General features: G+C 72.7%; 14 protein-coding genes. 9 read left to right on the top strand and 5 right to left on the bottom strand.

Annotation, left to right across the window (positions count from 1 at the left end; translation table 11 throughout):
* The first annotated feature begins 27 nt into the window (after positions 1–27).
* The 6 genes from V7793_RS01620 to V7793_RS01595 all read left to right on the top strand — a co-directional run bounded on the left by V7793_RS01620 (position 28) and on the right by V7793_RS01595 (position 4,598).
* On the top strand, positions 28–534 hold the full coding sequence (locus tag V7793_RS01620; RefSeq protein ID WP_335581041.1) for a DNA-binding protein: 507 nt from the start codon (positions 28–30) through the stop codon (positions 532–534).
* A 73-nt stretch (positions 535–607) separates the two neighbouring features.
* Entirely contained in the window at positions 608–889 is a 282-nt protein-coding gene (locus tag V7793_RS01615; RefSeq protein ID WP_335581040.1) for a hypothetical protein, read from the top strand.
* Positions 890–1,034: 145 nt separating this feature from the next.
* Positions 1,035–1,811, top strand: coding sequence for a MerR family transcriptional regulator (locus tag V7793_RS01610; RefSeq protein WP_335581039.1), 777 nt, complete (start codon positions 1,035–1,037; stop codon positions 1,809–1,811).
* Positions 1,808–3,133 (top strand): glycosyltransferase, encoded by a 1,326-nt coding sequence (locus V7793_RS01605; protein WP_335581038.1) that lies wholly within the window; start codon positions 1,808–1,810, stop codon positions 3,131–3,133. Before V7793_RS01610 ends, V7793_RS01605 begins: the two co-directional genes overlap by 4 nt.
* 78 nt (positions 3,134–3,211) lie before the next feature.
* Positions 3,212–3,844: a GNAT family N-acetyltransferase gene (locus V7793_RS01600; RefSeq protein ID WP_335581037.1), complete on the top strand. Its 633-nt coding sequence runs from the start codon at positions 3,212–3,214 to the stop codon at positions 3,842–3,844.
* A 238-nt stretch (positions 3,845–4,082) separates the two neighbouring features.
* The gene (locus V7793_RS01595) at positions 4,083–4,598 is read left to right on the top strand and encodes a GNAT family N-acetyltransferase (RefSeq protein WP_335581036.1); all 516 of its coding nucleotides are present in this window, start codon (positions 4,083–4,085) and stop codon (positions 4,596–4,598) included.
* Positions 4,599–4,718: 120 nt separating this feature from the next.
* Here the strand turns inward: V7793_RS01595 and V7793_RS01590 are convergent, their stop codons facing one another.
* Positions 4,719–5,483, bottom strand: a complete 765-nt coding sequence (locus V7793_RS01590; RefSeq protein ID WP_335581035.1) for an HNH endonuclease family protein — start codon at positions 5,481–5,483, stop codon at positions 4,719–4,721.
* A gap of 397 nt (positions 5,484–5,880) precedes the next feature.
* Here V7793_RS01590 and V7793_RS01585 point away from each other — a divergent pair, with 397 nt between their 5' ends.
* Both V7793_RS01585 and V7793_RS01580 read left to right on the top strand, forming a co-directional pair.
* Positions 5,881–6,237: an LppU/SCO3897 family protein gene (locus tag V7793_RS01585; protein WP_335581034.1), complete on the top strand. Its 357-nt coding sequence runs from the start codon at positions 5,881–5,883 to the stop codon at positions 6,235–6,237.
* A gap of 177 nt (positions 6,238–6,414) precedes the next feature.
* Positions 6,415–8,202 (top strand): protein-arginine deiminase family protein, encoded by a 1,788-nt coding sequence (locus V7793_RS01580; RefSeq protein WP_335581033.1) that lies wholly within the window; start codon positions 6,415–6,417, stop codon positions 8,200–8,202.
* A gap of 89 nt (positions 8,203–8,291) precedes the next feature.
* On the opposite strand, the gene V7793_RS01575 is transcribed toward V7793_RS01580, so the two are convergent.
* The 3 genes from V7793_RS01575 to V7793_RS01565 form a co-directional block, all read right to left on the bottom strand.
* Positions 8,292–8,840, bottom strand: coding sequence for a DUF4232 domain-containing protein (locus V7793_RS01575; protein WP_335581032.1), 549 nt, complete (start codon positions 8,838–8,840; stop codon positions 8,292–8,294).
* 186 nt (positions 8,841–9,026) lie between these two features.
* Positions 9,027–9,776: a transglycosylase SLT domain-containing protein gene (locus V7793_RS01570; RefSeq protein ID WP_335581031.1), complete on the bottom strand. Its 750-nt coding sequence runs from the start codon at positions 9,774–9,776 to the stop codon at positions 9,027–9,029.
* Between the two features lie 320 nt (positions 9,777–10,096).
* Positions 10,097–11,206: an ABC transporter permease gene (locus tag V7793_RS01565; protein ID WP_335581030.1), complete on the bottom strand. Its 1,110-nt coding sequence runs from the start codon at positions 11,204–11,206 to the stop codon at positions 10,097–10,099.
* 154 nt (positions 11,207–11,360) lie between these two features.
* On the opposite strand from V7793_RS01565, the gene V7793_RS01560 reads away from it, so the two are divergent.
* Positions 11,361–19,943 (top strand): type I polyketide synthase, encoded by an 8,583-nt coding sequence (locus tag V7793_RS01560; RefSeq protein WP_335581029.1) that lies wholly within the window; start codon positions 11,361–11,363, stop codon positions 19,941–19,943.
* 39 nt (positions 19,944–19,982) lie between these two features.
* On the opposite strand, the gene V7793_RS01555 is transcribed toward V7793_RS01560, so the two are convergent.
* A complete protein-coding gene (locus V7793_RS01555; protein WP_443057824.1) occupies positions 19,983–22,301 on the bottom strand; it encodes an MMPL family transporter in 2,319 nt (772 codons plus the stop codon).
* Positions 22,302–22,333 lie beyond the last annotated feature (32 nt).

The following is a 22,333-nucleotide window of genomic DNA, read 5'->3' as shown; positions in this document are numbered from 1 at the left end:
CCTCACGTGCGTCCGCATCCTGATCACATGCCGTCGATTCCCGATCAGCCCGCAGGCCAGCCGACCGACCAACCGACCGACCAGCCCACCGACCCCTTCGCGCCCCCGCACGCGGACCAGGCGCGAGCACAGCGCGTCTACGCGTCCCTGTTCCGTATCGCCGAGCGGCACGCGGCCACCGACGAACAGCGCCGCCGCCAGACCCACCCGTCCGTCCTCGGGCCGCACGAAGCCGTCCGGCTCGTGTCGTTCCTGCTCAGCGGGGCCGCACAGACCGTCGACGGTGAGCCGGAGGTGGACCGCACCGACATCACCGCCGCCCTGAGCCTCGTTCCGTCGGCCCGGGGCGAGATGGACGAGCTGGAGGCCGGTCTCCTGCAGATGGCGCGGGGGCGCGGCATGACCTGGCAGGAGATCGCCTTCGGCCTGGGGCTCAGCACCCCGCAAGCCGCCCGCCAGCGGTACGAGCGCCTGGTCGGCCGCACCACCACGTACGACACGGAGCCGGGCCCGAAGGGACAGAAGGAACAGTAAGAAGAAGACGTGCTCCAATGGCCTGCGGCGGAAGCAGCAGGGGGACTGACATGCCGCGCATGGGCAGCCCCTGGTGATCGGCAGTTACATCTTCTCGCTGCTCCTGGGCCTGTCCGAGGCGGACGTCGCCGGACGCGCCATCACGCACCGGGGTTTCGAGAAGGTCGAGCACCACGCGCCGGTCATGCACGGGGACACGCTCTACGCGGAGAGCGAGGTGCTCGCCACGGCCGACATCCCCGAGCGGGAGGGCCGGGGGCAGGTGGCCGTGGAGACCCGGGGACGCAACCAGCACGGCACGCTGGTGATGTCCCTGCGCCGCGAACTGGTCGTCCCCAAACAGCCGCGGAGCTGACCGCCGACGCTTCGCTGCTCGTGCTCGGGAATACCCCGCGCGCGGCGTCCGAGGACTCCCGGGCGTAGCGCGGCACGACCGTACTCCGGTTGACCCTCACCCCACGTCAGGCCGCAGCATGGCGCCCGAGAGAAAGGGCAGGTCCATGAGTTATTCGGTCGGGCAGGTCTCCGGGTTCACGGGGGTCACGATCCGTACGCTGCACCACTACGACAAGGCGGGGCTGCTGTGCCCCGGCGAGCGCAGCCCCGCCGGCTACCGGCTCTACAGCGACGCGGACCTGGCGCGGCTCCAGCAGATCCTCTTCTACCGGGAGCTCGGCTTCTCCCTCGAGGAGATAGGCGCGATCATGGCGGATCCGGCGGCCGATGCGCTGGACCACTTGCGGGAGCGTCACCGGACGCTGCACGAGCAGATCGACAGGCTGCACCGGCTGGTCGAGGTGGCCGAGCGTGCCATGGAGGTGCAGCGGACGGGCGTGGAGCTGACGCCCGGGGAACGGTTCGAGGTGTTCGGCGAAGTCGCCTTCGACCTGAGTTACGCGACGGACGCGCACCTCAAGTGGGGCCACAGCGAAGGCCACCGGCAGTCGATGGCGCGGGCCGCGGCCCACACCAAGGAGGACTGGCGACAGATCATGGCCGAGGCGGCCGCCTGGCGGAAGCGGCTGATCGCCGCCTTCGACGCGGAGGAGGCCCCGGACGGCGACCGCGTCCTGCAGCTGGCCGAGGAGCACCGCCTGCACATAGGCCGCTGGTTCACTCCGTGCCCGCCCGAGATGCACTGCCGCATCGCCGACGACTACGTCGAGGACTCCCGCGCCTTCGCGCTCGTCGTGCCCGCGTCCGAGCAGCGCCCCGGCCTGGACCGGTTCCTCCGCGCGGCGATCCACGCCAACGCCGAGGGGAGCCGGGACCGGTGAAGATCCTCATCCTGGCCGCCGGGTCCCGCGGCGACGTGGCGCCCTACACCGGGCTCGGTGTCCGTCTGCGGGAAGCCGGCCACGAGGTCGCCCTCGCCGCGCCCGGCTCCTTCGCCGGCCTGGTGGCGGACAGCGGGCTGGAGTTCCGCGGCCTGCCCGCGGATCCGCGGGCCCCGGCCCGGGCCTCCGGAACCCGCGGATCGGGAGGAGCTACGGGCGGGGAGGCGGACGGAGATGGAGACGGGACAGCAGGCCGGCAAGCGGACGGCGGGAAGGCGGGCGGCGGCAACGCCGGTCTCATGCGCAGGGCGGCGGCCTTCATCCAGGAGCTGGGGCCGGGCATCGCCGACGTCGCCGCGGCAGGTGCGGACCTGCTGCTGCTCTCGACCACCACAGCTCCGCTGGGCTGGCACGTCGCGGAATCGTTGGGCATCCCCAGCATCGGCGTGTACTTGCAGCCGGTGACACCTACGGGCGCATTCGGGCCGGTCGTGGGCGGGAGCCGCTCACTGGGCCGCTGGGGCAACAGGGCGGCGGGGCGCGTCTCCCTGCGGGTCGTCGACAGGCTCCACGCGACGGCGGTGGCCGATCTACGGGCCCGGCTGGGCCTGCCGCCCGCCTGCCCCCGTGCGGTGCGCCGACGGCAGGAGGCGGCGAACTGGCCGGTCCTGCACGGCTTCAGCACACTGCTCGTCCCCCGCCCGCGGGACTGGCGCGAGGGGCTGGAGGTGGTCGGGAACTGGTGGCCCCACTGTCCCGACCACCGGCAGCTCCCCACGGAACTCGACGACTTCCTCCGGTCGGGACCTCCCCCGGTCTTCATCGGGTTCGGCAGCATGGGCGCCGGCGAGGGCGAGCGGCTGAGCGAGATCGCCGTGGAGGCCCTCCGCAAGGCCAAGGTCCGCGGTGTCCTCCAGGCCGGGTGGGCGGGACTGTCCGCTGCGGGGGACGACGACGTGCTGGCCGTCGGGGACGTACCGCACACTCTGCTCTTCCCGCGCACCGCCGCGGTCGTGCACCACGCAGGCGCGGGAACGGCAGCGGCCGCCCTCCGCGCGGGAGTGCCCGCGGTCCCCGTTCCCGTCACGGCCGACCAGCCGTTCTGGGCAGGGCGGATCGCCTCCCTGGGCGCGGGGACCGCCCCCGTCCCGTACAAGGAACTCACCGCCGACCGGCTGGCGGAAGCGGTGAAGCGGGCTGTCGGCGAACCGCAGTACCGCAAGCGGGCTGCAGAGGCCGCACGCCACATGGAAGCGGAGGACGGCGCGGCGAGGGTCGTCAAAGAGATCGGGCGGCTGCGGGGCACGGCGTGGAGGACGTGAGAGGAAAAGAAAGTGCTGTGATTCATGGCGCCGCGTAATGTGCACTCCTGGTGAGTGACGGTTACTTCGGGAGGCGTCGTGGTTTCGGATCTTGTCAGGGCGTGGGCGTCGGGCTGGGCCCTTTCGCGGCGGACGCCGCGGCCCGTCGAGCAGCCCTGGGGGGCCTACATCGAGGTGGGGCAGGCCGAGCAGACGGGGCGCCACGTGCTCTTCGAGGCCCACGAGTCGGCGGTGCGCGCGGCCGCGGCATCGGTCGGCGTGCCGCACACCTGGCTCAAGGCGCCCGCGGAGCCCGAGGACGTCAGGCCGTGGCTGCCTCGGGGCTGGGTTGTCGACGAGGAGGAGACCGGCCATCTGATGGCCGTGGACCTGTCGGCCACGGAACCCGTCCCGCCCGAGGGCTACACCGCGTCCCTGGAGACGAGCGACGGCGTCGCCTACGTCCGGGTGCACGACGCCGCGGGCGAACTCGCCGCCAAGGGCCAGGTCGCCCTGCTCGGCCACGAGGCGGTCGTCGACCGCGTGGTGACCGAGGAGACCCACCGCCGCCGCGGCCTCGGCGCCTTCGTGATGCGCTCGCTCGCCGGCCACGCCGTGGCCGGGGGCGCGTCCGTGGGCGTCCTGGGAGCGACGGACGAGGGGCGCGCGCTGTACGAGACGCTCGGCTGGAAGGCGCACGCCCGGCTCGCGGCGTGCGTCTACAGGCCGTAATCCGCGAGCCGGCACCCACCCACGGGTGGTAGAGTTTTCGACGTTCGTATCCGATAGCGGGAGATTTCGGGAGGTGAGGTTGATGACCGTACTCAAGGCCACTGTCGTGCACAGCGCCCGGACCATCCTCACGTCCCGGGCGACGGTCTGACCGCATCCTGTCCTGCCCTGCCGGGAGCGTGAGCTCGCGGGGCGACACCCATACGAACATCACCATGGAACGGATCTCCGTACCGTCATGACTCATCGCATTGACTGGATCACGCGCGCCGAGACCGGCGCCGACATCGCCGCCGTCCGCGACATCGTCCTCGCCGCGTTCGACACCCCGATGGAAGCCGACCTCGTCGACACCCTGCGCACCGATTCCTCGTGGATCGAGGGCCTGTCGATCGTCGCCACCGGCAGCGACGACAAGCCGGTCGGCCACGCGCTGCTCACCCGCTGCCACATCGACGACGTCCCGGCCCTGTGCCTGGCTCCCGTCTCGGTGCTCCCCGAGCACCAGAGCACCGGCGCCGGTTCCGCAGCCATTCGCGCTGCGCTGGAGGCCGCGAAGGGCATGGGTGAGCGCTTCGTCACCGTCCTCGGGCACCCGGCGTACTACCCGCGGTTCGGCTTCACCCGGGCCTCGGCCCACGGCATCGGGCTGACCATCGACGTCCCGGACGAGGCCATGATGGCCCTCGCCCTCGACGCCGGCCACCCGCTGCCGGCCGGTACCGTCCGCTACGCGGCGCCGTTCGGCATCTGATCCGAATCCGATCCGAGCCGACCGCCTGACCGGGGCCGCCGGGCGGGGCGTCAAGACGTCCCGCCCGGCGGCTGCCTCTCCCGGGGACGGGCCGACGGCAGACGGCAGTCGGTCACCCGATCACGAGGTGCAGGTGCCCAGCATCGTCGTGAGCATCTTCTTCTCGTCCTCGGTGACGGTCAGGCCGTAGGTGGACTTCACCGAGGTCCAGGCGCGGCCGTAGGCGCACCAGGCGGTCTTCGCCGGGGGCTGCCACTGGTCGGGGCTCTGGTCGCCCTTGCTGCGGTTCGTCGCCGCGGAGACGGTCAGCAGCTGCGGGTGCGTGAGGTCGTTGGCGAGGGCCTTGCGCCGGTCCGTGTTCCACTGGTCGGCGCCCGACCGCCAGGCGTTGGCCAGCGGCACGATGTGGTCGATGTCGACCTGGGAGGCCGCGGTGAAGGTCTTGCCGTCGTACAGGCTCTGCCAGGTGCCGGAGACCGCCCGGCACTCCGCATCGCGCTTCACGTCCTTGCCGTCGCGCCCGAGGATCGTCTCGCGGGTGTCGCACTTGTTGCCCTGCTGGGCCCAGTGCGGGAACTTGTCGCGGCTGTAGCCGGTCATCGGCCGGGGCTTGGCCACCGTCAGCCCGTTCAGCTGCTTCTTCGCGTCCCCTGACGACGGCAGGGCGGGAATCCCGCCATCGCCGCCGGCACCGCCGGGCTTCCCGTCTCCGGATCCTTGCCCCGGGGGCGAAACCGAAGCGGCAGGGGGCGTACTGCGGCCGGGGGACTTCGCCCCGTCCGCACCCCCCTTGCTGTCCTTGCTGTCCGTGCCGCAGCCTGCGAGCACCATCCCGGCCGCGCACACCAGCGCCACCCCTGCACCGACCCGCACCTGATACTTCATCACTACCGTCATCCCCCGCCCATCGCCGGAAGGTTCCGCTGCCAAGCTGCCCGCCAGACAGATCCACAAACAGAACGAAAATGCCACTGAAGTCTCTATACGGCAAATCCGGCATGCGGCATACCTGCCTGCATCACCGGCATCGGAGGCAACAGGCAGGACCGGACCGGCGCCACGGGTCGGCACTGCCGATTGACGATGAGGTTCCGGAAGGTAACCTTCACCGGTCAACATCACGTTGATCTTCGCTCTTTGCAGTCGACGACGGGGAAGCTCCACCATGTCCGCACCACCGCCGCCCTATCAGAACCAGCCGCCGCAGGGGTATCCGCAGGCGCCTCACGGATACCCGCAGCCGCAACCGCAGCGGGGACCCCGGCAGCGGCAGGGGAGTCCGTTGCAGGGAGCGATCGCCGCCGTCGTCGTCCTGGCGATATTCGGCGGCGGAGCCTGGTACGTGTGGGATTACAACACCAACCCCAACGGCGGTAAGGCCAAGAAGGAGGCCTCACAGGCCGCACAGGCCGAGGAGAACAAGAAGCACAGCCCGAACATCGGCGACTGCGTCAAGATCCAGGACCCCAAGGGCAAGCCGGTTCCCGAAATCGTCGACTGCGGCTCCGGCCAGGCCGAGTACAAGATGGGCGAGAAGCTGTACGGGCCCGACAAGAAATGCGGCCCGGCATTCGACTACGGCATCCAGTACTCCGTCAGTCGTGGCGTCGACTACACGCTGTGCTTCAACAAGGTCTGAGGCAACGGCCTTCCAGCACCGCGATTGCATGGAGCCCCGGTCGTCTCCCGGGGCTCCATGGTGCAGATCTCCACCCCTGAGTGGAGAAGCTCCCCCCTGGGCTGGACACAAGGATGCAACCGGAGTTCCACCCGGTGGCCGATGTGGGACGAGGCCCGGCGACGCGACAGTGAAGGCATGAAAAGTCCCCTGACCAGGCGGGCGTCCGTGGCCGGAATGCTGGCCTGTGCGGCCGTCGTCTCCACGCTCACCTCTCCTGCCGGCGCCCAGGCCTCCGCCGTGACCGCCCGACCCGAGCTGCGCACGCCCGAGGGCACGACCGTGCTGCCGAATCTCGACGACGACGCCCGGCGCTGCACCGTGCACGCCGGCGATCTGGACCGGCTGGACGTGGCCGTCGACGAGCGGCTCGCCGCCTGCAACGACGCCGAGGATGAGGTGGTCAACGGCGCCGCCGATGCCGAAGACCTCACCCCGCTGAGAGTGACGCCCATAACCACGAGCGGCCATGCCGACGGCGGCCGGGTCTCGCTGCCCGCCGCACAACGCCCCTACGCGCGCATCTTCGTGGTGCGCGACGGGAAGTACGTATCGCTGGGCGCCGACGGACGGCTGAGCGCCGGGGAACTGCGGCGCGGGGTGCAGCTGGCGGTTGAGGGCCGTGACATCGTGCGGGACGGCAAGCGGTGGGACGGCCGGATCGAGGTGACCCTGACCGTCACGCAGCGCGGCATCACCCGCACGGCCCGGGCCGCCCTGCACGTGGCGCCGGTGCTTCTGCAGCACGACCTGCAGCGCGCCCAGCACGTCTTCGCCGCCGCTCCGGGCCCGGGCGAGGGGCAGCCCGTGGAGGTCCCTGCCGCGACGCGGCCTCCCGGCCAGTGGCGGGAATTCGCGGACTCCCTGCGCAAAGCCGCGAAGGAGTCCGGCCTTCCCGAGAGCGGCGTGCGCTTCCAGCCCGGCACCGCGCAGTGGTGGAAGGACATCTGGCGCCAGGACATCGCCGAGCCCGGTTACGTCACCAAGATGACGTCCCACGGCCGGCAGACGCTGCGCATCCTGCTGCGCTCCCCCAACTACTGGACGTCCGCCGACGGCCGCACCGCGAGCCTCCGCCGCGCCGGACGGCTCCTCTACCGTGACCTGCGCGGTCCCGGTGTGGGCGTCGTCCAGCAGTACACACCCACATCCCGGCGCGAGAAGAACGTCGACGAACTGCTGAACTTCACGGGCAACTTCGAGTCCCTGCCGCCGTACGCCGGGCATCCGCAGGGCCGGGTTCTCTACGGCAGCAGCGCCGACCGCCGTCCCGACCCGTCGTTCGTCGGCATGCTGAACGCCCAGGGACAGCAGCCCGCGGTGGTGCTGGACACCTCCTGGCTGCTGGTCGGCCACGTCGACGAGACCGTCCACGTCGTGCGGGCGGACAATGCGCGCGGCTGGACGCTCGCCGTCTCCGACCCCCGCAAGGCCGTGGCCCTGCTCGAACAGGCCCGGCGGGCGGGCGAGGGCGGTCAGCACCTTTTCGCCGACACGGTCGCGGAGGCCAAACCGACCGTCGACGAGTTCCTGCGCTACGAGCAGCACGCCGGTGACAACGAGGACGCTGCCCGGCGTATCGACGGACAACTCGCCGTCCTGCTGCGGGAGACCGGGCTGAAGCCACAGGAGATCGTCCGGCTCCCGGTCCTCTACTACAGGGTCGATTCGGGCGCGGGACAGCCGCGTCGCCACCTAGCCCTCTCCCCCGCCCTCGCCAACGGGCTGTCCCTGACCGCCCGCGACTTCGCCGCCCCCACCCCGCACGGCCCGCGCGTCGCCGGCCGTGACCTCTTCCGCGCCGAGGCCGAACGCGCCCTGGCCGGAGGCGGCGTGCGGGTGCACTGGGTGGAGAACTTCTCCTGGGCGCACCTCGGCGGCGGCGAAGTGCACTGCGCCACGAACGCCCTCCGCGAGATCACGTAACGGCTGCGGGCGCCCGTGGCCGGCCGCCGCCGGCGGCCCGCTGCCCGGTTCCGTCCGGGCAGCGGGACCGGCAAGTCCGCCGGGAAGCGTCAGGAGACGGTGATGCTGCGCGTGAAGGCGGTGACGGAGAGGTCGCCGTTGGTCACCGTCTTGTCGAACGGGATCGTCAGATGGTCACGGGACGCCGGAGGCGTGATGCGCAGGTAGCCGGCCTTCACCATCCGCGGGGCGTCGGCATGGGCCCATGCCAGAGCGGCTTCCGCGGAACCGCCGGGCTGCAGGAGCAGGGTGCTCTTGCCGGGGTCGGGGACGAAGTAGGTGCTCCCCCAGGAGGTGCTCGTGTCGACGGCCTTGTGCCGGCTGTTCTCGAGCTGCAGGCCGGGGTAGCCGCGCAGTGCGCAGTTACGGTCGGAGGTGTTCGTGAGCACCAGCACGGTGCCTTCGTGGGACATGCCGTGCTGATGACCTCCCTTGTCGGACAGTGAGGCTCGCAGGGCGGATACGTCGCAGGTCGGGGTCCGCCCGGCGGCCGGGGCGGCCGAGGCGGTCGCCGCACCGCCGAGGGCGGCGGCGGTCGCGGCCGTCGCCGCTATCGCCACGGCCGTGGCCGCTGTCCTGCGCAGGCTGCTCCGTAACATCGGGTCCCTCCAGCGTTCGAACGTCTTTGCTTTCCGGCTACCTCATCCTGGCCCGTCCATTCCTCCCGGGTCACGGGAACCCCGGATATGCGGCGAGGGCGGTGGCGCCCCGGGTCGGTGCGGGGGTGCCACCGCCCTCGGCGGAGTGCGGGGTGGTGCTGAAAGCTGTGCGCTGATCGGTGCTGATCAGTAGGCGGAGTTGACGTTGTCCATCGAGCCGTACTTGTCAGCGGCGTAGTTGCAGGCAGCGGTGATGTTGGCGACCGGGTCGTAGATGTCCCAGGACGTGCCCTCGACGTGGTACGCCTTGAACGTCGGGTCGATCATCTGCAGCAGACCCTTCGACGGAACACCGTTCACCGCGTTGATGTCCCAGTCGTTGATCGCACGCGGGTTACCGGTCGACTCACGCAGCACATTCCGCTTGATGCCGTCATACGAAGCCGGAATATCCTTCGCCCGCAGAATCTCCAGGGACTCATTGATCCAGCCCTCAAGATTGTCGGCGTAAGCCTTCTTCGCCGGAGCGGCCGGAGCGGCCGGGGCAGCAGGCTTCGCCGGGGCAGCGGGCTTGGCAGCCGGCTTGGCGGCGGGCTTGGCGGCAATCGCCTTGCGCTCAGTGGAACGGTTGGCAGCCTGCTCGGCAGCACGCTCCTCGGCCACCTTCACCTTCGCCGCAGCGTCCGCGCCGGCCTTGGCAGCAGCCTTGGCAGCAGCGTCGGCCTGCTTCTCCAGCTCACCCTGCTGCGTCTCACCGAAAGCCTCAGCACTCCACGCCACCGGCTTCACCGCAGCAGCAGCCGGAGCGGCATCAGCGGCGAAAGCATGCGGCGCGACAGCCACCGCAACGACAGCAGCACCGGTCGCGGCAATACCGGCAACGGAGAACTTGTGAACCTTCGGCAGACGGGCATAAGCGGAGACGGTGGAGCGCATAACTGAGCTGAACCTTCCAATCGCGGATGTCGCCCGGCCCTGAAGCGGCGCAGAAATCAAGCGCCGTTTCTCGGTCGACGGCGCCCAGCGACCCCGTAATTGTTAGCGGCGGCGAAAACGCCTGACAAGGGCTGTGACCTACTACGCTCCTTCATTGCCGGCGCGCGATTACCCGCCCTGTCCCCGTATTCACCCGCGGCTGTTCACTACCGGGATTCGTAAGTGATCCGGGCCTCATGGGCGGCCTCACACGCCACCACCCCCGAAACAACACAAAGCGAGCACGAAGACGCACAGCGTCAGCAGGAAGGCGGGCCGTTTCAGCTCGTGGCTGCGGCTGCTCCCGCCGTCTCCCGCCCGCCGGGGTGGCGGTGCCGCCGGATCCAGAAGACCGTGCAGGAAACGGCGGCCCAGGCGATGAGCACGGCGAACGGGAGGAAGTGCTGGTGCTGCCGAAAGTAGACGGCCGTGTGCTGAGCGTTCACCGAGGCTCCCGGCGGCAGCCAGCGGCCGATCTCGCCGAGGAGCGAGGGCAGCAGGGGCCAGGAGACGGCGCCGCCGGAGGACGGGTTGCCCAGCAGGACCATCAGCCCCCAGGTGGGCAGCATGGCCCACCGTCCGATGAGCGCGTTGAACATGGTGAAGACCATGGCCGAGGTGAACATGGTCAGCGCCAGGATCAGCCAGGACTCCGCGAACGGCAGCCGCACCGCATCCAGCCCCCAGTCCACGATCGCGGCGATGGTGAAGCCGCCCAGTACGGAATAGGCGGCGGTGAAGGCGATGCGTTCGGCCGGATTGAGCTCGCGGGCGTGGACGCTCAGCTGGATGGCCCCGACGAAGCCGACGATGACGGACGCCAGGGTGATGTAGAAGAGCGCGAGGCCGCGCGGGTCGCCCTTCTGGAGGGGGTTGACGTCCCGCACGACCACGGGGATGCCGATCTCCTCTCCGACCTGGGGCGCGGTCTCGGTCAGCAGCTGGGCGACGGTGGCGCCGGAGGCCCCCGAGACGTCCAGCTCGGCCGCGTGGTGGCGGTCTTGGAGGATGGCGTATACCCGCTGGTCCTCGACCGCGTTCCAGGCCTCCTCGTAGGTGGCGAAGTGACGCAACCGGAGCTCGGCTCCCAGCGCCCTTTCCATGCCCTGGACGAATTCGGCCCGTTTGATCTCGGACACGGGAACCCCGGTGACGGCGGTGGGGATGTTGTGCGGGGTCGGATTGGCCATGGCGTAGGTGTAGGAGCCCGCGAAGAGCCCGGCGGCCGCGGCCACGATGAGCACGAGCACGGTGGCGGGGAAGAACGGCGAGTGACGGAACGCCGACCAGCAGTGGCGGGCGCGCTCCCGCCCGCCGGTGGGGTCGGCGGGGCGGGCGGGGCCGTGGGGAGTGCCGCCGCCGCTCTCTTCGCCCATGGGGTCGCGACCCATGCGGTCACGATATGCAGGTCATCCGGACACGGCACGGCCCGTGGTCCGCCCGGGGGATGGGGCCGATCACCCCGGAGTTTGGCCTCAGCACTCGGTACGGTGTGCGAGCGGGCGCGCTGTGTCCTTCGCCCCGTGGTGGCCGGAGGGGTGGGGGATGGCGGAGATCCGGGACGAGTTGATCCGTGCACTGCCTGAGGCGCTCAAGGCGCATGCGGCGCAGATGGCGGACAAGACCGCATTCCAGGACGCACGGCGGAGCGTCACCTACGGGGAGCTGGAGGAGCGGACCGCGCGGCTGGCGGGTCACCTCGCGCGGTCAGGGGTGCGGCGGGGCGACCGAGTGGCCCTCCGGCTGAGCAGCCGGGTGGAGGTGGTGGAGGGATTCCTCGCGGTCCTGCGGGCGGGGGCCGTAGGCGTTCTGCTGGATCCCGGGGCGGCGGACGCGGAGCTGGCGCACTTCCTCGACGACAGCGGGGCGGTCGCGGTGATCACCGAGCAGGGCGGACGGTCCCCGATACCCGGGCCGGAGGCATCCGCCCGACCACGCCCGCGCACACGGATCGTGGTGACAGGCACGGACACCGTGCCGGACGGGGAGCCCGCAGGCACGTACGCCTTCGAACGGCTGGCCGCGACGGATCCGGGACGGGCGCCCCGGGACGACCTCGGCCTGGACGAGCCCGCCTGGATCCTCTACACCTCGGGCACCACCGGGCGCAGCAAGGGCGTCGTCTCCAGCCAGCGCGCCGCACTGTGGTCGGTGGCGGCGGCCTACGTCCCGCTGTGGGGTCTGGAGCGGGAAGACCGGCTGCTGTGGCCGCTGCCGATGTTCCACGCCTACGCGCACTCGCTGTGCCTGCTCGGGGTCCTCTCCGTGGGGGCGAGCGCCCGCCTCCTCGACCGGGGCGCGAGCGTCGCGCAGGCGCTCGCCGAGCAGCCGTGCACGGTCGTGGCGGGAGTACCGGCGACTTACCACCTGCTCACGGAGGCGTTGCGCAGCGTGCCGCAGCTGCCGTCCGGCATACGGCTGTGCGTCACCGCGGGCGCGCCGTGTCCCCCGGCGCTGCGGGCAGACGTCGAGGAACTGCTGGGTGCCCCGTTGCTCGACGGCTACGGCAGCACCGAGACGTGCGGGAAGATCGCGGTCGACAGGCCGGGCGGCGACCCCCGGGACGACGGCCCCGGCGCTCTGCCTGTACCCGGCGTTGAGGTGAGGCTGACCTGCCCCGGTGGGGATCCCGGACTCGAACCCGACGTTGATCCGGACGTAGATACCCGCGGTGATCCCGGCGGTGGCGAGGAGGTCCCCGACGGGGCGGAAGGGGAGATCTGGGTCCGCGGTCCGAACCTGATGATCGGGTATCACAACCGCCCGGACGACACCGCACGGGCGTTCAGGAACGGCTGGTACCGCACCGGGGATCTCGGACGCCACGTGCGCGGGGGCCGGTTGCTGGTCACCGGCCGGGTGAAGGAGCTGATCATCCGCGGAGGCGAGAACGTCAACCCCGTCGAGGTCGAGCATGTGCTGCTCGGCTGCCCCGGCGTCGCGGACGCCGCAGTCGTCGCCAGGCCGCACGACGTGCTGGGCGAAGTGCCGGTCGCCTTCGTGGTCCCCGGGCCGCACGGCGTCGACACCGACCGGGTTCGCGCCGTGTGCCGGGAGCGGCTGTCGGGTTTCAAGGTGCCCGACGAGGTGTACGGGACCGGCTCCGTCCCCCGTACCCCCTCCGGCAAGACCGACCGCCCGGCGCTGGCCCGGCAGTTGGCCGAACGGCTCGCTGCGGCGCGTGAGGACGCCGCGTCCGCCCTGCGCCGGCGGCTGCTCTCCTTGCCTGCGTCCGACCGTCACGACACCCTGCTGCGCCTCGTCCTCGCCCGGGCGGCGGACGCCGCCGGCGTGCCGGAACAGGCACAGGCACAAGAACGGGCACAGGCACACGAGCCCGGGCACGAGCAGGAATTGGACCCAGGGCGTCCCTTCAGCGCCTCCGGCATCACCTCCCTCGGAGGCGTCCTGCTGCGCGACCGGCTCGGCGCGGACACGGGACTGGAGCTCCCCGCGACCCTGGTGTTCGACCACCCGACGCCCGGCGCCGTGGCGGAGTTCCTGCACTCCGTACTGCTCGACGGCCGTGCCCCGGCGGCAGCCCGTACACCCGGCGGAAAGACGCGCAGGGCGCCCGAGGATCCGGTGGCCATCGTCTCCATGGCGTGCCGGTTCCCGGGAGCCCGCGACGACGCGGAATCCCCGGAGGAGCTGTGGCAGTTGCTCGTGGACGGGGTCGACGCGACCTCGGACCTCCCCGGTGACCGCGGCTGGGACCCGGCGGAGCTCTTCGACCCCGATCCGGACCGGCTCGGCACGTCCGTCACGCGCCGCGGCGGCTTCCTGCGCCGGGCGGCCGACTTCGACGCGGCGTTCTTCGGGATGTCCCCGCGGGAGGCGACGGCCACCGATCCGCAGCAGCGGCTGCTGCTGGAGACCGCCTGGGAGCTCTGTGAGCGGGCGGGCATCGACCCTGCGGAGCTGCGCGGCAGCGACACCGGCGTCTTCGTCGGCGTGATGCACGACGACTACGCAGGCCGTCTCCTGCACCGGGGCCCGCACGCGCTCGAGGCGCACCTGGCGCTGGGTTCGACCGGCAGCGTGGCGTCGGGCCGTATCGCGTACGCCCTGGGGCTGCACGGGCCCGCCGTCACGGTCGACACCGCCTGTTCGTCGTCCCTGGTGGCGATGCACTGGGCGGCGCAGGCGCTGCGGTCGGGCGAGTGCTCGCTGGCGGTGGCCGGCGGCGTCACGGTGATGGCCACCCCGGCGCCTTTCGTGGCGTTCAGCAGGCTGCGCGGCCTGGCGCCGGACGGCCGGTGCAAACCGTTCTCGGCCGCGGCCGACGGCACCGGCTGGGCGGAGGGCGCCGGAGTGGTCCTGCTGGAGCGCCTCTCCGACGCCCGGCGCAACGGCCATCCGGTCCTGGCCCTGCTGCGTGGCTCGGCCGTCGGCTCCGACGGCGCCTCCAACGGCCTCACCGCCCCCAGCGGCCCGGCCCAGCAGCAGGTGATCCGTCAGGCACTGGCCGACGCCGGGCTGAGCCCGGCCGACATCGACACCGTCGAGACGCACGGCACCGGTACCGCGCTCGGCGACCCCGTCGAGGCCCGGGCGCTGCTGGCCGCGTACGGGCAGGAGCGGCCTCCCGGCCGCCCGCTGTGGCTCGGTGCGCTGAAGTCCAGCATCGGGCACACCCAGGCCGCGGCCGGTGTCGGCGGGGTCATCAAGACCGTCCTTGCGATGCACCACGGACGCCTGCCGCGCATCCTGCACTGCGAAGAGCCGTCCCCCCGTGTGGACTGGTCGTCGGGCACCGTACGGCTGCTGGCGCAGCACGAGGAATGGCATCCGGCGCCCGGCAGTCCGCGCCGGGCGGGGGTGTCCGCGTTCGGCATCGGCGGGACCAACGCCCACGTCATCCTCGAAGAGGCCCCCCGGAGCGCCGCCGAGCAGGAAGGACCGGAAGCCGGAACGGGAGGCGGAACGAGGGGCGGAACGAGCGCGGGAACGGAAGGCCACGCAGCCGCCACCGCCCCCGGGCGCCCGAGGCCTGTGCCGCCCTTGCTGCTCTCCGGCGCAGACCCGCAAGCTCTGCGCGCACGGGCCGCCCAGGTGGCGGCTCTGCTGCGGAAGCAATCCCGGCCGGCCCTGCTGGACGTCGCGTTCTCCCTGGCCACGACCCGCACCGCGCTCACCCACCGGGCGGCGGTGACCGGAGCGGACCGCGAGGCACTGCTGAGTGCTCTGGACGCACAGTCGGCAGCCGGAGCCGGCGACACCGGCCCTGGCACTGACGGCAGCCCTGGCACCGGCACCGGCACCGAGGCGATGCTTGCCACCTCCACCGGGCGACTGGCCCTGCTGTTCTCCGGCCAGGGCTCGCAGCGGCCGGGCATGGGCCGGGAACTGCACGGCGCCTTCCCCGCGTTCGCCGCCGCCTTCGACGCCTTGTGCGACCGGTTCGACGCCGAAGGCCTGGAGCGGCCCCTGCGCTCCGTGCTGTGGGCGGAGGAGGGCACCGACGACTCCGCTCTGCTCGACCGGACCGACTTCGCGCAGACCGGGTTGTTCGTCTTCGAGGTGGCGCTCTTCCGGCTGCTGGAGTCCTGGGGAGTGCGGCCGGACGTCCTCTCCGGCCACTCCCTCGGGGAGCTGGCGGCGGCTCACGTTGCAGGGGTCCTGTCGGAGCCGGACGCCGTGGAACTGGTCGCGGCCCGGGGCCGGCTGATGCGGCAGCTGCCCGGCAACGGCGCCATGGTGGCCCTGGAAGCCTCCGAACACGAGGCCATGCAGGAGCTGCAGGAGCTGCAGGAGCTGACCGACCGGCAGCGCCGGACAGGCCGGCAGGAGACGGGCCGGACGGACCGCGTGGCGGTCGCCGCGGTGAACGGCCCCCGCTCGGTCGTCCTCTCCGGCGAGGAGGACGCCGTGCTCGCCGTCGCGGCCCGCTTCGCCGCGCGGGGGCGTCGCACCACGCGCCTGCGGGCCGGCCACGCCTTCCACTCGCCCTTGATGCAGCCGATGCTGGATGCGTTCGGACGAGTGGCGGCCCGGCTGACGTATCACGCGCCGCGGATCCCGGTGGTGTCGACGCTGACGGGGCGCCAGGCCGCCGGGGACGACTTGCGCTCCGCCGCGTACTGGGTGCGCCACGCCCGCGAAACCGTGCGCTTCGGGGACGCCGTGCACCGGCTCGCCCACGACGAACGGGTGACGGCCTTCGCCGAAGTCGGGCCCGGTGCACAGCTGACCGCTGCCGCCATGGCCGGACTGGCCGCGGCCGGCGAGGAACCGGCCGAGGGGCGGACCGAGGAGCGGGCCGGGAAGCGGGCCGGGAAGCGGGCCGAGCGGCCGGTGTTCATCACCACCGCACGGGACGGCGCCCGTGAGGCGGAGGCGGTCCTCGCCGCGCTCGGCCGGTTGCACGTCCACGGTCTGCCCGTGGACTGGCACCGGGTGTACGCGGGCAGCGGCGCCCGGCGGGTGGACCTGCCGACGTACCCCTTCCAGCGGCGGCGCTACTGGCTGGACGCCCCCACCGCCCCCTCCCCCGTCCCGGACCCGGCGGCCCGGGACGACCACCCCCTGCTGCCCCGGATGACCACCGTCCCGGGCACGGAGCGACTCCTCTGCACCGGCGACCTCTCCACCGCGGCCCACCCGTGGCTGCGCGACCACGTCGTCGCCGGGCACGTCCTGGTACCCGCGGCCGCGTTCGCCGAGATGGTGCTCCACGCGGGCGACGCCTGCGGTCTGGACACCGCGGAGGACTTCGTGCTGACGACCCCGCTGGCCCTGCCCGGCTCCGGCGACCGCGTCCAGGTACAGGTGGTCCTCGGCGAGCCGGACGCCTCCGGACGGCGTACCGCCGACGTCCACTCCCGCCCGCAGGACTCGGGGCCGCTGGGCGCCTGGACACACCATGCGACCGGGCGGCTCGGCCCGGCCTCCGAGACGGGCGGCGAGCGCCGGGACCGGGCCTCCGCATGGCCGCCCCCGGGCGCCGTGCCGGTGGACCTGACCGGTGCCTACGAGCGTCTGGCCGGCACCGGGCACGCGTACGGCCCCGCCTTCCAGGGCGTCACGGCCGCCTGGCAGGGGCCGGGCGAGGAGGTGTACGCCGAGGTGCGGCTGCCCGAAGCGGCGGGCGCCGACGCAGGCCGTTACGGCATCCACCCCGCCCTGCTCGACGCCGCGCTGCACACGGCACTCCTCGCCGCGCCGTCCGCCGGTCCCGCCCGGCTGCCCTTCGCCTGGCGCGGCCTGACCGTACACGCCGTCGGGGCCACGACCCTGCGCGTGCGCCTACGGGCCACCGGCACGGACACCGTCGCCGTGGACCTGGCCGACCCCGCCGGGAAGCCCGTGGCCCGGGTGGAGTCCTTGACCACCCGCCCGCTGCCGGAGTCCACCAGTGCCGCGGCCGCGGGGGCGAACGGTGACGGAGGGTTGTACAGCCTGCGGTGGGCCGTTGTTCCGGCCGACGGCGAGGGAATCTCCCTGTCGGTGGCGGCACCGGACGACCTGGGCCTGCGTTCCGCGTTGCCTGCCACGCCTGCCACGCCTGCCACGCCAGCCACACCTGCCGCGTTCACCGGGAGAGGGAACGAAGCCGTCGTGGTCTCCCTCGCTCCGTCATCGGACAGCGATTCCCCGGCCACGGACCCCGCCGCGGAGACGCACCGTCTGACGGCCCGCGCCCTGGACTTGTTGCAGACGCACCTGTCCGCTCCGGCGGCACCCCGCGCACGCCTCGTGGTGGTGACCTGTGGCGCCACCTCCCCCGTACCGGACCTGCCGGCCGCCGCCGTCTGGGGCCTGCTGCGTTCCGCGCAGGCGGAGTATCCCGGGCGCCTGACGGTCGTCGACACCGACGGCAGGCCCGAGTCGCTGCGCATGCTGCACGCCGCCGTCGCCACCGGCGAGCCCCAGCTCTCCCTCGTCGACGGCGTGGTCCGCGTCCCACGCCTGACAGCCTCTGACGTCCTCTCCGCCTCCGGCTCCCCCACCGACTCCCCCTCCGATTCCTCCTCCGGCTCCCCCACCGGATCGCCTACGGCCGACGGGTTCGCAGGCGGAGGCGGCGGCACCGTCCTGCTCACCGGCGGCACCGGAGCCCTCGGCGGTCTGCTGGCACGGCACCTGGTCGCCCGGCACGGGGTCCGGCACCTGGTGCTCGTCAGCCGCCGGGGCTTGCAGTCGGCCGGGGCGCGGCAGTTGCAGAACGCGCTGGAGGAGGCAGGCGCCCGCGTGGACGTGATCGCGTGCGACGTGGCGGACCGTGCCCGGCTGGCGGCCGTCGTCGAGAAGTACGCGCACCGCCTGAGCGGCGTCGTACACACGGCCGGAGCGCTGGACGACGGCGTGCTGGAGGCACTGACGCCCGCGCGGCTGGCGGCGGTGCTGCGGCCGAAGGCGGATGCCGCCTGGCACCTGCACGAGCTGACGCGGCATCTGCACTTGTCGCACTTCGTCCTGTTCTCCTCGGCGGCCGGGCTGCTGGGCAATCCCGGCCAGGCCAACTACGCGGCCGCCAACGCCTTCCTGGACGCGCTCGCCCACTACCGCACCGCCCTCGGCCTGCCCGCGCTCTCCCTCGTGTGGGGTCCGTGGGCGGGCGGGGAGGGGATGGCGGCGCGCACCGAGGGTGCCGAGCGGGCCATGGGCGGCGTGCTGCGCGCGGTCTCTCCCGGGCGGGGGCTGGCCCTGTTCGACGCCGCGCTGGGCAGGGGCGAGCCTGTGCTCGCTCCGCTGCTGCCGGCCCGTTCCCGTCCCGCAGGTCCCGCCACGCAGCCCCTCCCACCTCCCCTACGCGGGCTGGTGCGCCCGGTCCACCCGGCTCGCCCGGCTCGCCCGACCGCCGGGTCCGGGGACGGCGCGGACGGCACCGGCTCCGCGGCAGGAGCGGCCACCGGCCCCGATGACGCGGCCGGTTCCTGGCGGGGACGGCTCGCGGCACTGCCGGAAGCCGACCGGGCGCCCACGCTGCTGGATCTCGTTCGTGCAGAGGTAGCCGCGGTGCTCGGGCACCCGGACGCGGCGGCTGTGGCGCCCGGACGCCCGTTCACCGAGCTGGGCTTCGACTCGCTGACCGGGGTGCTGCTGCGCAACCGCCTCGGGATGCTCACCGGCCTGCCGCTGCCCGCCACCGTCACGTTCGACCGGCCCAGCGTCGCGGAGCTGGCCGGTCATCTGTACGCAGAGCTGGACGGTCATCTGCACGAGGAGTTGGGCGGCACCCCGGCACCCCCGCCCGAAGCCGCCGTCGCCGCCACGGGACCCACCAGGGGACCCGCCCCCAGCGGAGGGACACGGCCGCCGCAGACCCTCGCCTCCCTCTACCGACGGGTGTGCGGAACGGGCGACGTCGTCTCGGCGATGCACCTGCTGGTGACCGCCTCGCTCGCCCTGCCCTCCTTCGGCCCCGCCGAGGCCTCCCGGCACGAGCTCGCCCCGGTCACCCTGGCCGAAGGCGCCGGCGGCCCCGCACTCGTGTGCTTCCCCGGCTTCTCCCCCCATCTCGGGAGGCCGTGGTACGCCGCGCTGGCCGCTTCTTTCGCCGGCGAGCGGGACGTCGTCGAGATCCGCCACCCCGGCACCGCCCACGGCGACGCTGTCCCGCGCGACTGGCAGACCCTGGTGGACCTGCATGCCGCCACCGTGCGCGAGCACTTGGGCGACCGCCCGTTCGCCGTCCTCGGCTACTCGATGGGCGGCTACCCGGCCCATTCGGTCGCCGCGCGGCTCGCGGCGACGGGCACGCCGCCGGCCGGCCTCGTCATCGCCGACACCTACCACGTCACCCCGGACCGCGAGCAGGAGCCGTGGCTGCTCGCCATGCCCGCCCGTCTCCCCCTCCAGCTGGGCGAGCGGTTCGACACCGTCGTGGACGACATGGCGATCGCCGCCCTGGGCGCCTACACCCGTATGGCCCGCGGCTGGCGACCCGAACCTACGGAGGTACCCACGCTGCTGATCCGCGCCAGGGAGCCGCTCCCTCCGGTGCATCCGGGCGCCGCGAGCGGGACGCGGGGCGGCGGCCCCGCGAAGCCGTCCTGGCCGGCGCCGCACACCGCCGTGGAGGTTCCCGGCGACCACTGGACCCTCTTCGAGGAACACGCCCGCACGACGGCCGACGCGATCCGGTCCTGGCTCGGCAGCACCCCGGGCCGCGCCATGGGGTGACACCGGGAGCCGTCCCGCCATGGGTGACGCCGGGAGCCGTCACGGCGCGCCGCTGCGCCGCCCGGAATCCGGCGTGTCCTCGCCTTCGCCTTCGACGTCCAGGTGGGGAAGGGCCCGGTCGAGCCATCGCGGCGTCCACCAGGCGCGGTGACCGAGGAGGGTCATCACGGCGGGTACGAGGAGGAGGCGGACGACGGTGGCGTCGATGAGGACGCTCACGGCCAGGCCCAGGCCGAGCATCTTGATCACGACATTGTTGCTGGCGATGAAGGCGGCGAAGACGCTGACCATGATGAGGGCGGCGCACGTGATGACCCGGGCGGTGATCTCGAGCGCGTGCGCGACGCTGCCCTTCGCGTCGGCCGTGCGCAGCCACGCCTCGTGGACGCGGGAGAGCAGGAAGATCTCGTAGTCCATGCTCAGTCCGAAGACGATGGCGAACATCATCATCGGCACGTAGCTCTCGATGGGCACGGTGCCCGACACGCCCAGGGCCGGGCCGCCCCAGCCCCATTGGAAGACGGCGACGACCACGCCGTAGGAGGCGGCGATGGACAGGACGTTCAGGGCGGCCGCCTTGAGGGCCACCAGGATGCCGCGGAAGACGATGAGGATGATGAGGAAGGCCAGGGCGACGACGGTGGCGATGATCAGTGGGAGCCGGGCGGACAGGATGTCGAGGAAGTCGACCTGGGCGGCGGTCGTGCCGGTCACGTAGCCGTGCGCGGCGGTGCCGGACACCGCCTCGGGCAGTGTCTCGTCCTTGAGGCGGTTCACGAGGCCGGTCGTCGAGGCGTCCTGCGGCGCGGTGGCGGAGAAGGCGGTGGCGACGAGCACATCGCCGTCGGGCGTCGGCTTGAGCGGGGTGACGGTGGCCGCGCCGGGGACGTCCGTCAGGGCCTTCGCGGCGTTGCTCGCCAGGGCGGGCCGGTCGGCGGCCGGTACACCGCTCTGGTCGATGACGACGGTCAGCGGGCCGTTGGCGCCGGGGCCGAAGGCCTCGGCCGTCAGGTCGTAGGCGCGCCGGTCGGTGAAGCTCGTGGGGTCGGCGCCGTCGCCGATGTGGCCGAGCTGGATGGAGAACACGGGGATGGCAAGGACCGCGACGGTGACGACGCCGGCTGCCAGGAACCACCAGGGCCGGCGCTCGACGCGCTGCGCGTAGCGGTGCCAGGTGCCGTGCGCTTCCCGGGCGCCGTCCGTCCCCTCGCCGGTGGTGCCTTCCGCGACGGGGGTGCGTACGCGCAGCTTGTCGATGCGCGAGCCGGTCAGGCCGAGCAGGGCGGGGACGAGCGTGAGCGCCCCCACGACGGCGGACACCACCGTCACGGCGGCCGCCGCACCCAGTTTGCCCATGAACGACACGCCCGAGACGGTCAAGCCGCCCAGCGCGATGATGACGGTGCATCCGGAGACCAGGACGGCCCGGCCGCTGGTGGCCACCGCGCGGGCCGCGGCTCCGGCCGGGTCCATGCCGTCCATGAGGTTCTGGCGGTGGCGGGTGAGCAGGAACAGGGCGTAGTCGATGCCCACCCCCAGACCGATCATCGTGGCGAGCGTCGGGGAGACCGTGGCGAACGTGAAGGCCGCGGCCAGCAGGGACAGCACGCCCAGGCCGGTGACGACGCCGGCGAGCGCGGTCACCAGCGGCACGCCCGCTGCGATGACGCTGCCGAAGCCGACCAGCAGGACCACGATCGCCACGCCGAAGCCGATGAGCTCGCTGCTCCTGTCGTCGGGCTCGGGCCGGGCGAGCTCGCCGAGCGGCCCGCCGTACTCCACCTGCACCCCGGCCGTGCGCAGCGGTTTCACGGCGTCGTCGACGCCGTCCAGGTACGGGGCTCCGAGGGTGGTGGGCGGCGAGTCGAACCGTACGGTGACGTAGGCGGTCTTGCCGTCGTCGGACAGCGGTCCGGTGTTGGGGGTGCCGGGCGGTCGCGCGGGGGGTGCGCCGGGCGGCGGCAGGGGGTTCTGCGCGGACAGTACGTGCGGGAGTTTTTGCAGGTCGGCGACCGTCTGGTTGATCTGACCGCTGACGGCCGTCAGGGGTTTCGCGGCATCGTGGAGGACCACTTGCCCGCTGTAGCCGCCTGCGGCCGGATCGTGGGCCTTCAGGACGTCGAGGCCGTCCTGGGACTGGGCCGAGGGCAGCGCGAAGTCGTCGGAGTAGTCCCCGCCGAAGGACCGCTCCAGCACCTGCACTCCGCCGAGCGCGGCGAGCCACAGCACGATGACGACGACGAAGTGCCGCGCACACCAGTGCCCGAGCCGCCCCAGCAGCCCCCGCGGGGGCGGCGGCTGCCGGCGTTTCGTCGCGGCGCCGTCGTGCGGAGCGGCCGGGGGCTGGCGCGGGGACACACCTGCCATGGGAAACCAGCCGGCAGGAATCG

This window comes from Streptomyces sp. KLMMK (assembly GCF_036961605.1).
GTDB classification, from domain to species: Bacteria; Actinomycetota; Actinomycetes; order Streptomycetales; family Streptomycetaceae; genus Streptomyces; species Streptomyces telluris.
This window is presented reverse-complemented; position numbering and strand designations above follow the sequence as displayed.

Bases quoted from the DNA above. Each gene is read 5' to 3' on its own strand.
- V7793_RS01565 (WP_335581030.1), bottom strand. From the start codon at position 11,206: ATGGGTCGCGACCCCATGGGCGAAGAGAGCGGCGGCGGCACTCCCCAC.
- V7793_RS01560 (WP_335581029.1), top strand. From the start codon at position 11,361: ATGGCGGAGATCCGGGACGAGTTGATCCGTGCACTGCCTGAGGCGCTC.
- V7793_RS01570 (WP_335581031.1), bottom strand. From the start codon at position 9,776: ATGCGCTCCACCGTCTCCGCTTATGCCCGTCTGCCGAAGGTTCACAAG.
- V7793_RS01595 (WP_335581036.1), top strand. From the start codon at position 4,083: ATGACTCATCGCATTGACTGGATCACGCGCGCCGAGACCGGCGCCGAC.
- V7793_RS01590 (WP_335581035.1), bottom strand. From the start codon at position 5,483: ATGAAGTATCAGGTGCGGGTCGGTGCAGGGGTGGCGCTGGTGTGCGCG.
- V7793_RS01620 (WP_335581041.1), top strand. From the start codon at position 28: ATGCCGTCGATTCCCGATCAGCCCGCAGGCCAGCCGACCGACCAACCG.
- V7793_RS01580 (WP_335581033.1), top strand. From the start codon at position 6,415: ATGAAAAGTCCCCTGACCAGGCGGGCGTCCGTGGCCGGAATGCTGGCC.
- V7793_RS01610 (WP_335581039.1), top strand. From the start codon at position 1,035: ATGAGTTATTCGGTCGGGCAGGTCTCCGGGTTCACGGGGGTCACGATC.
- V7793_RS01575 (WP_335581032.1), bottom strand. From the start codon at position 8,840: ATGTTACGGAGCAGCCTGCGCAGGACAGCGGCCACGGCCGTGGCGATA.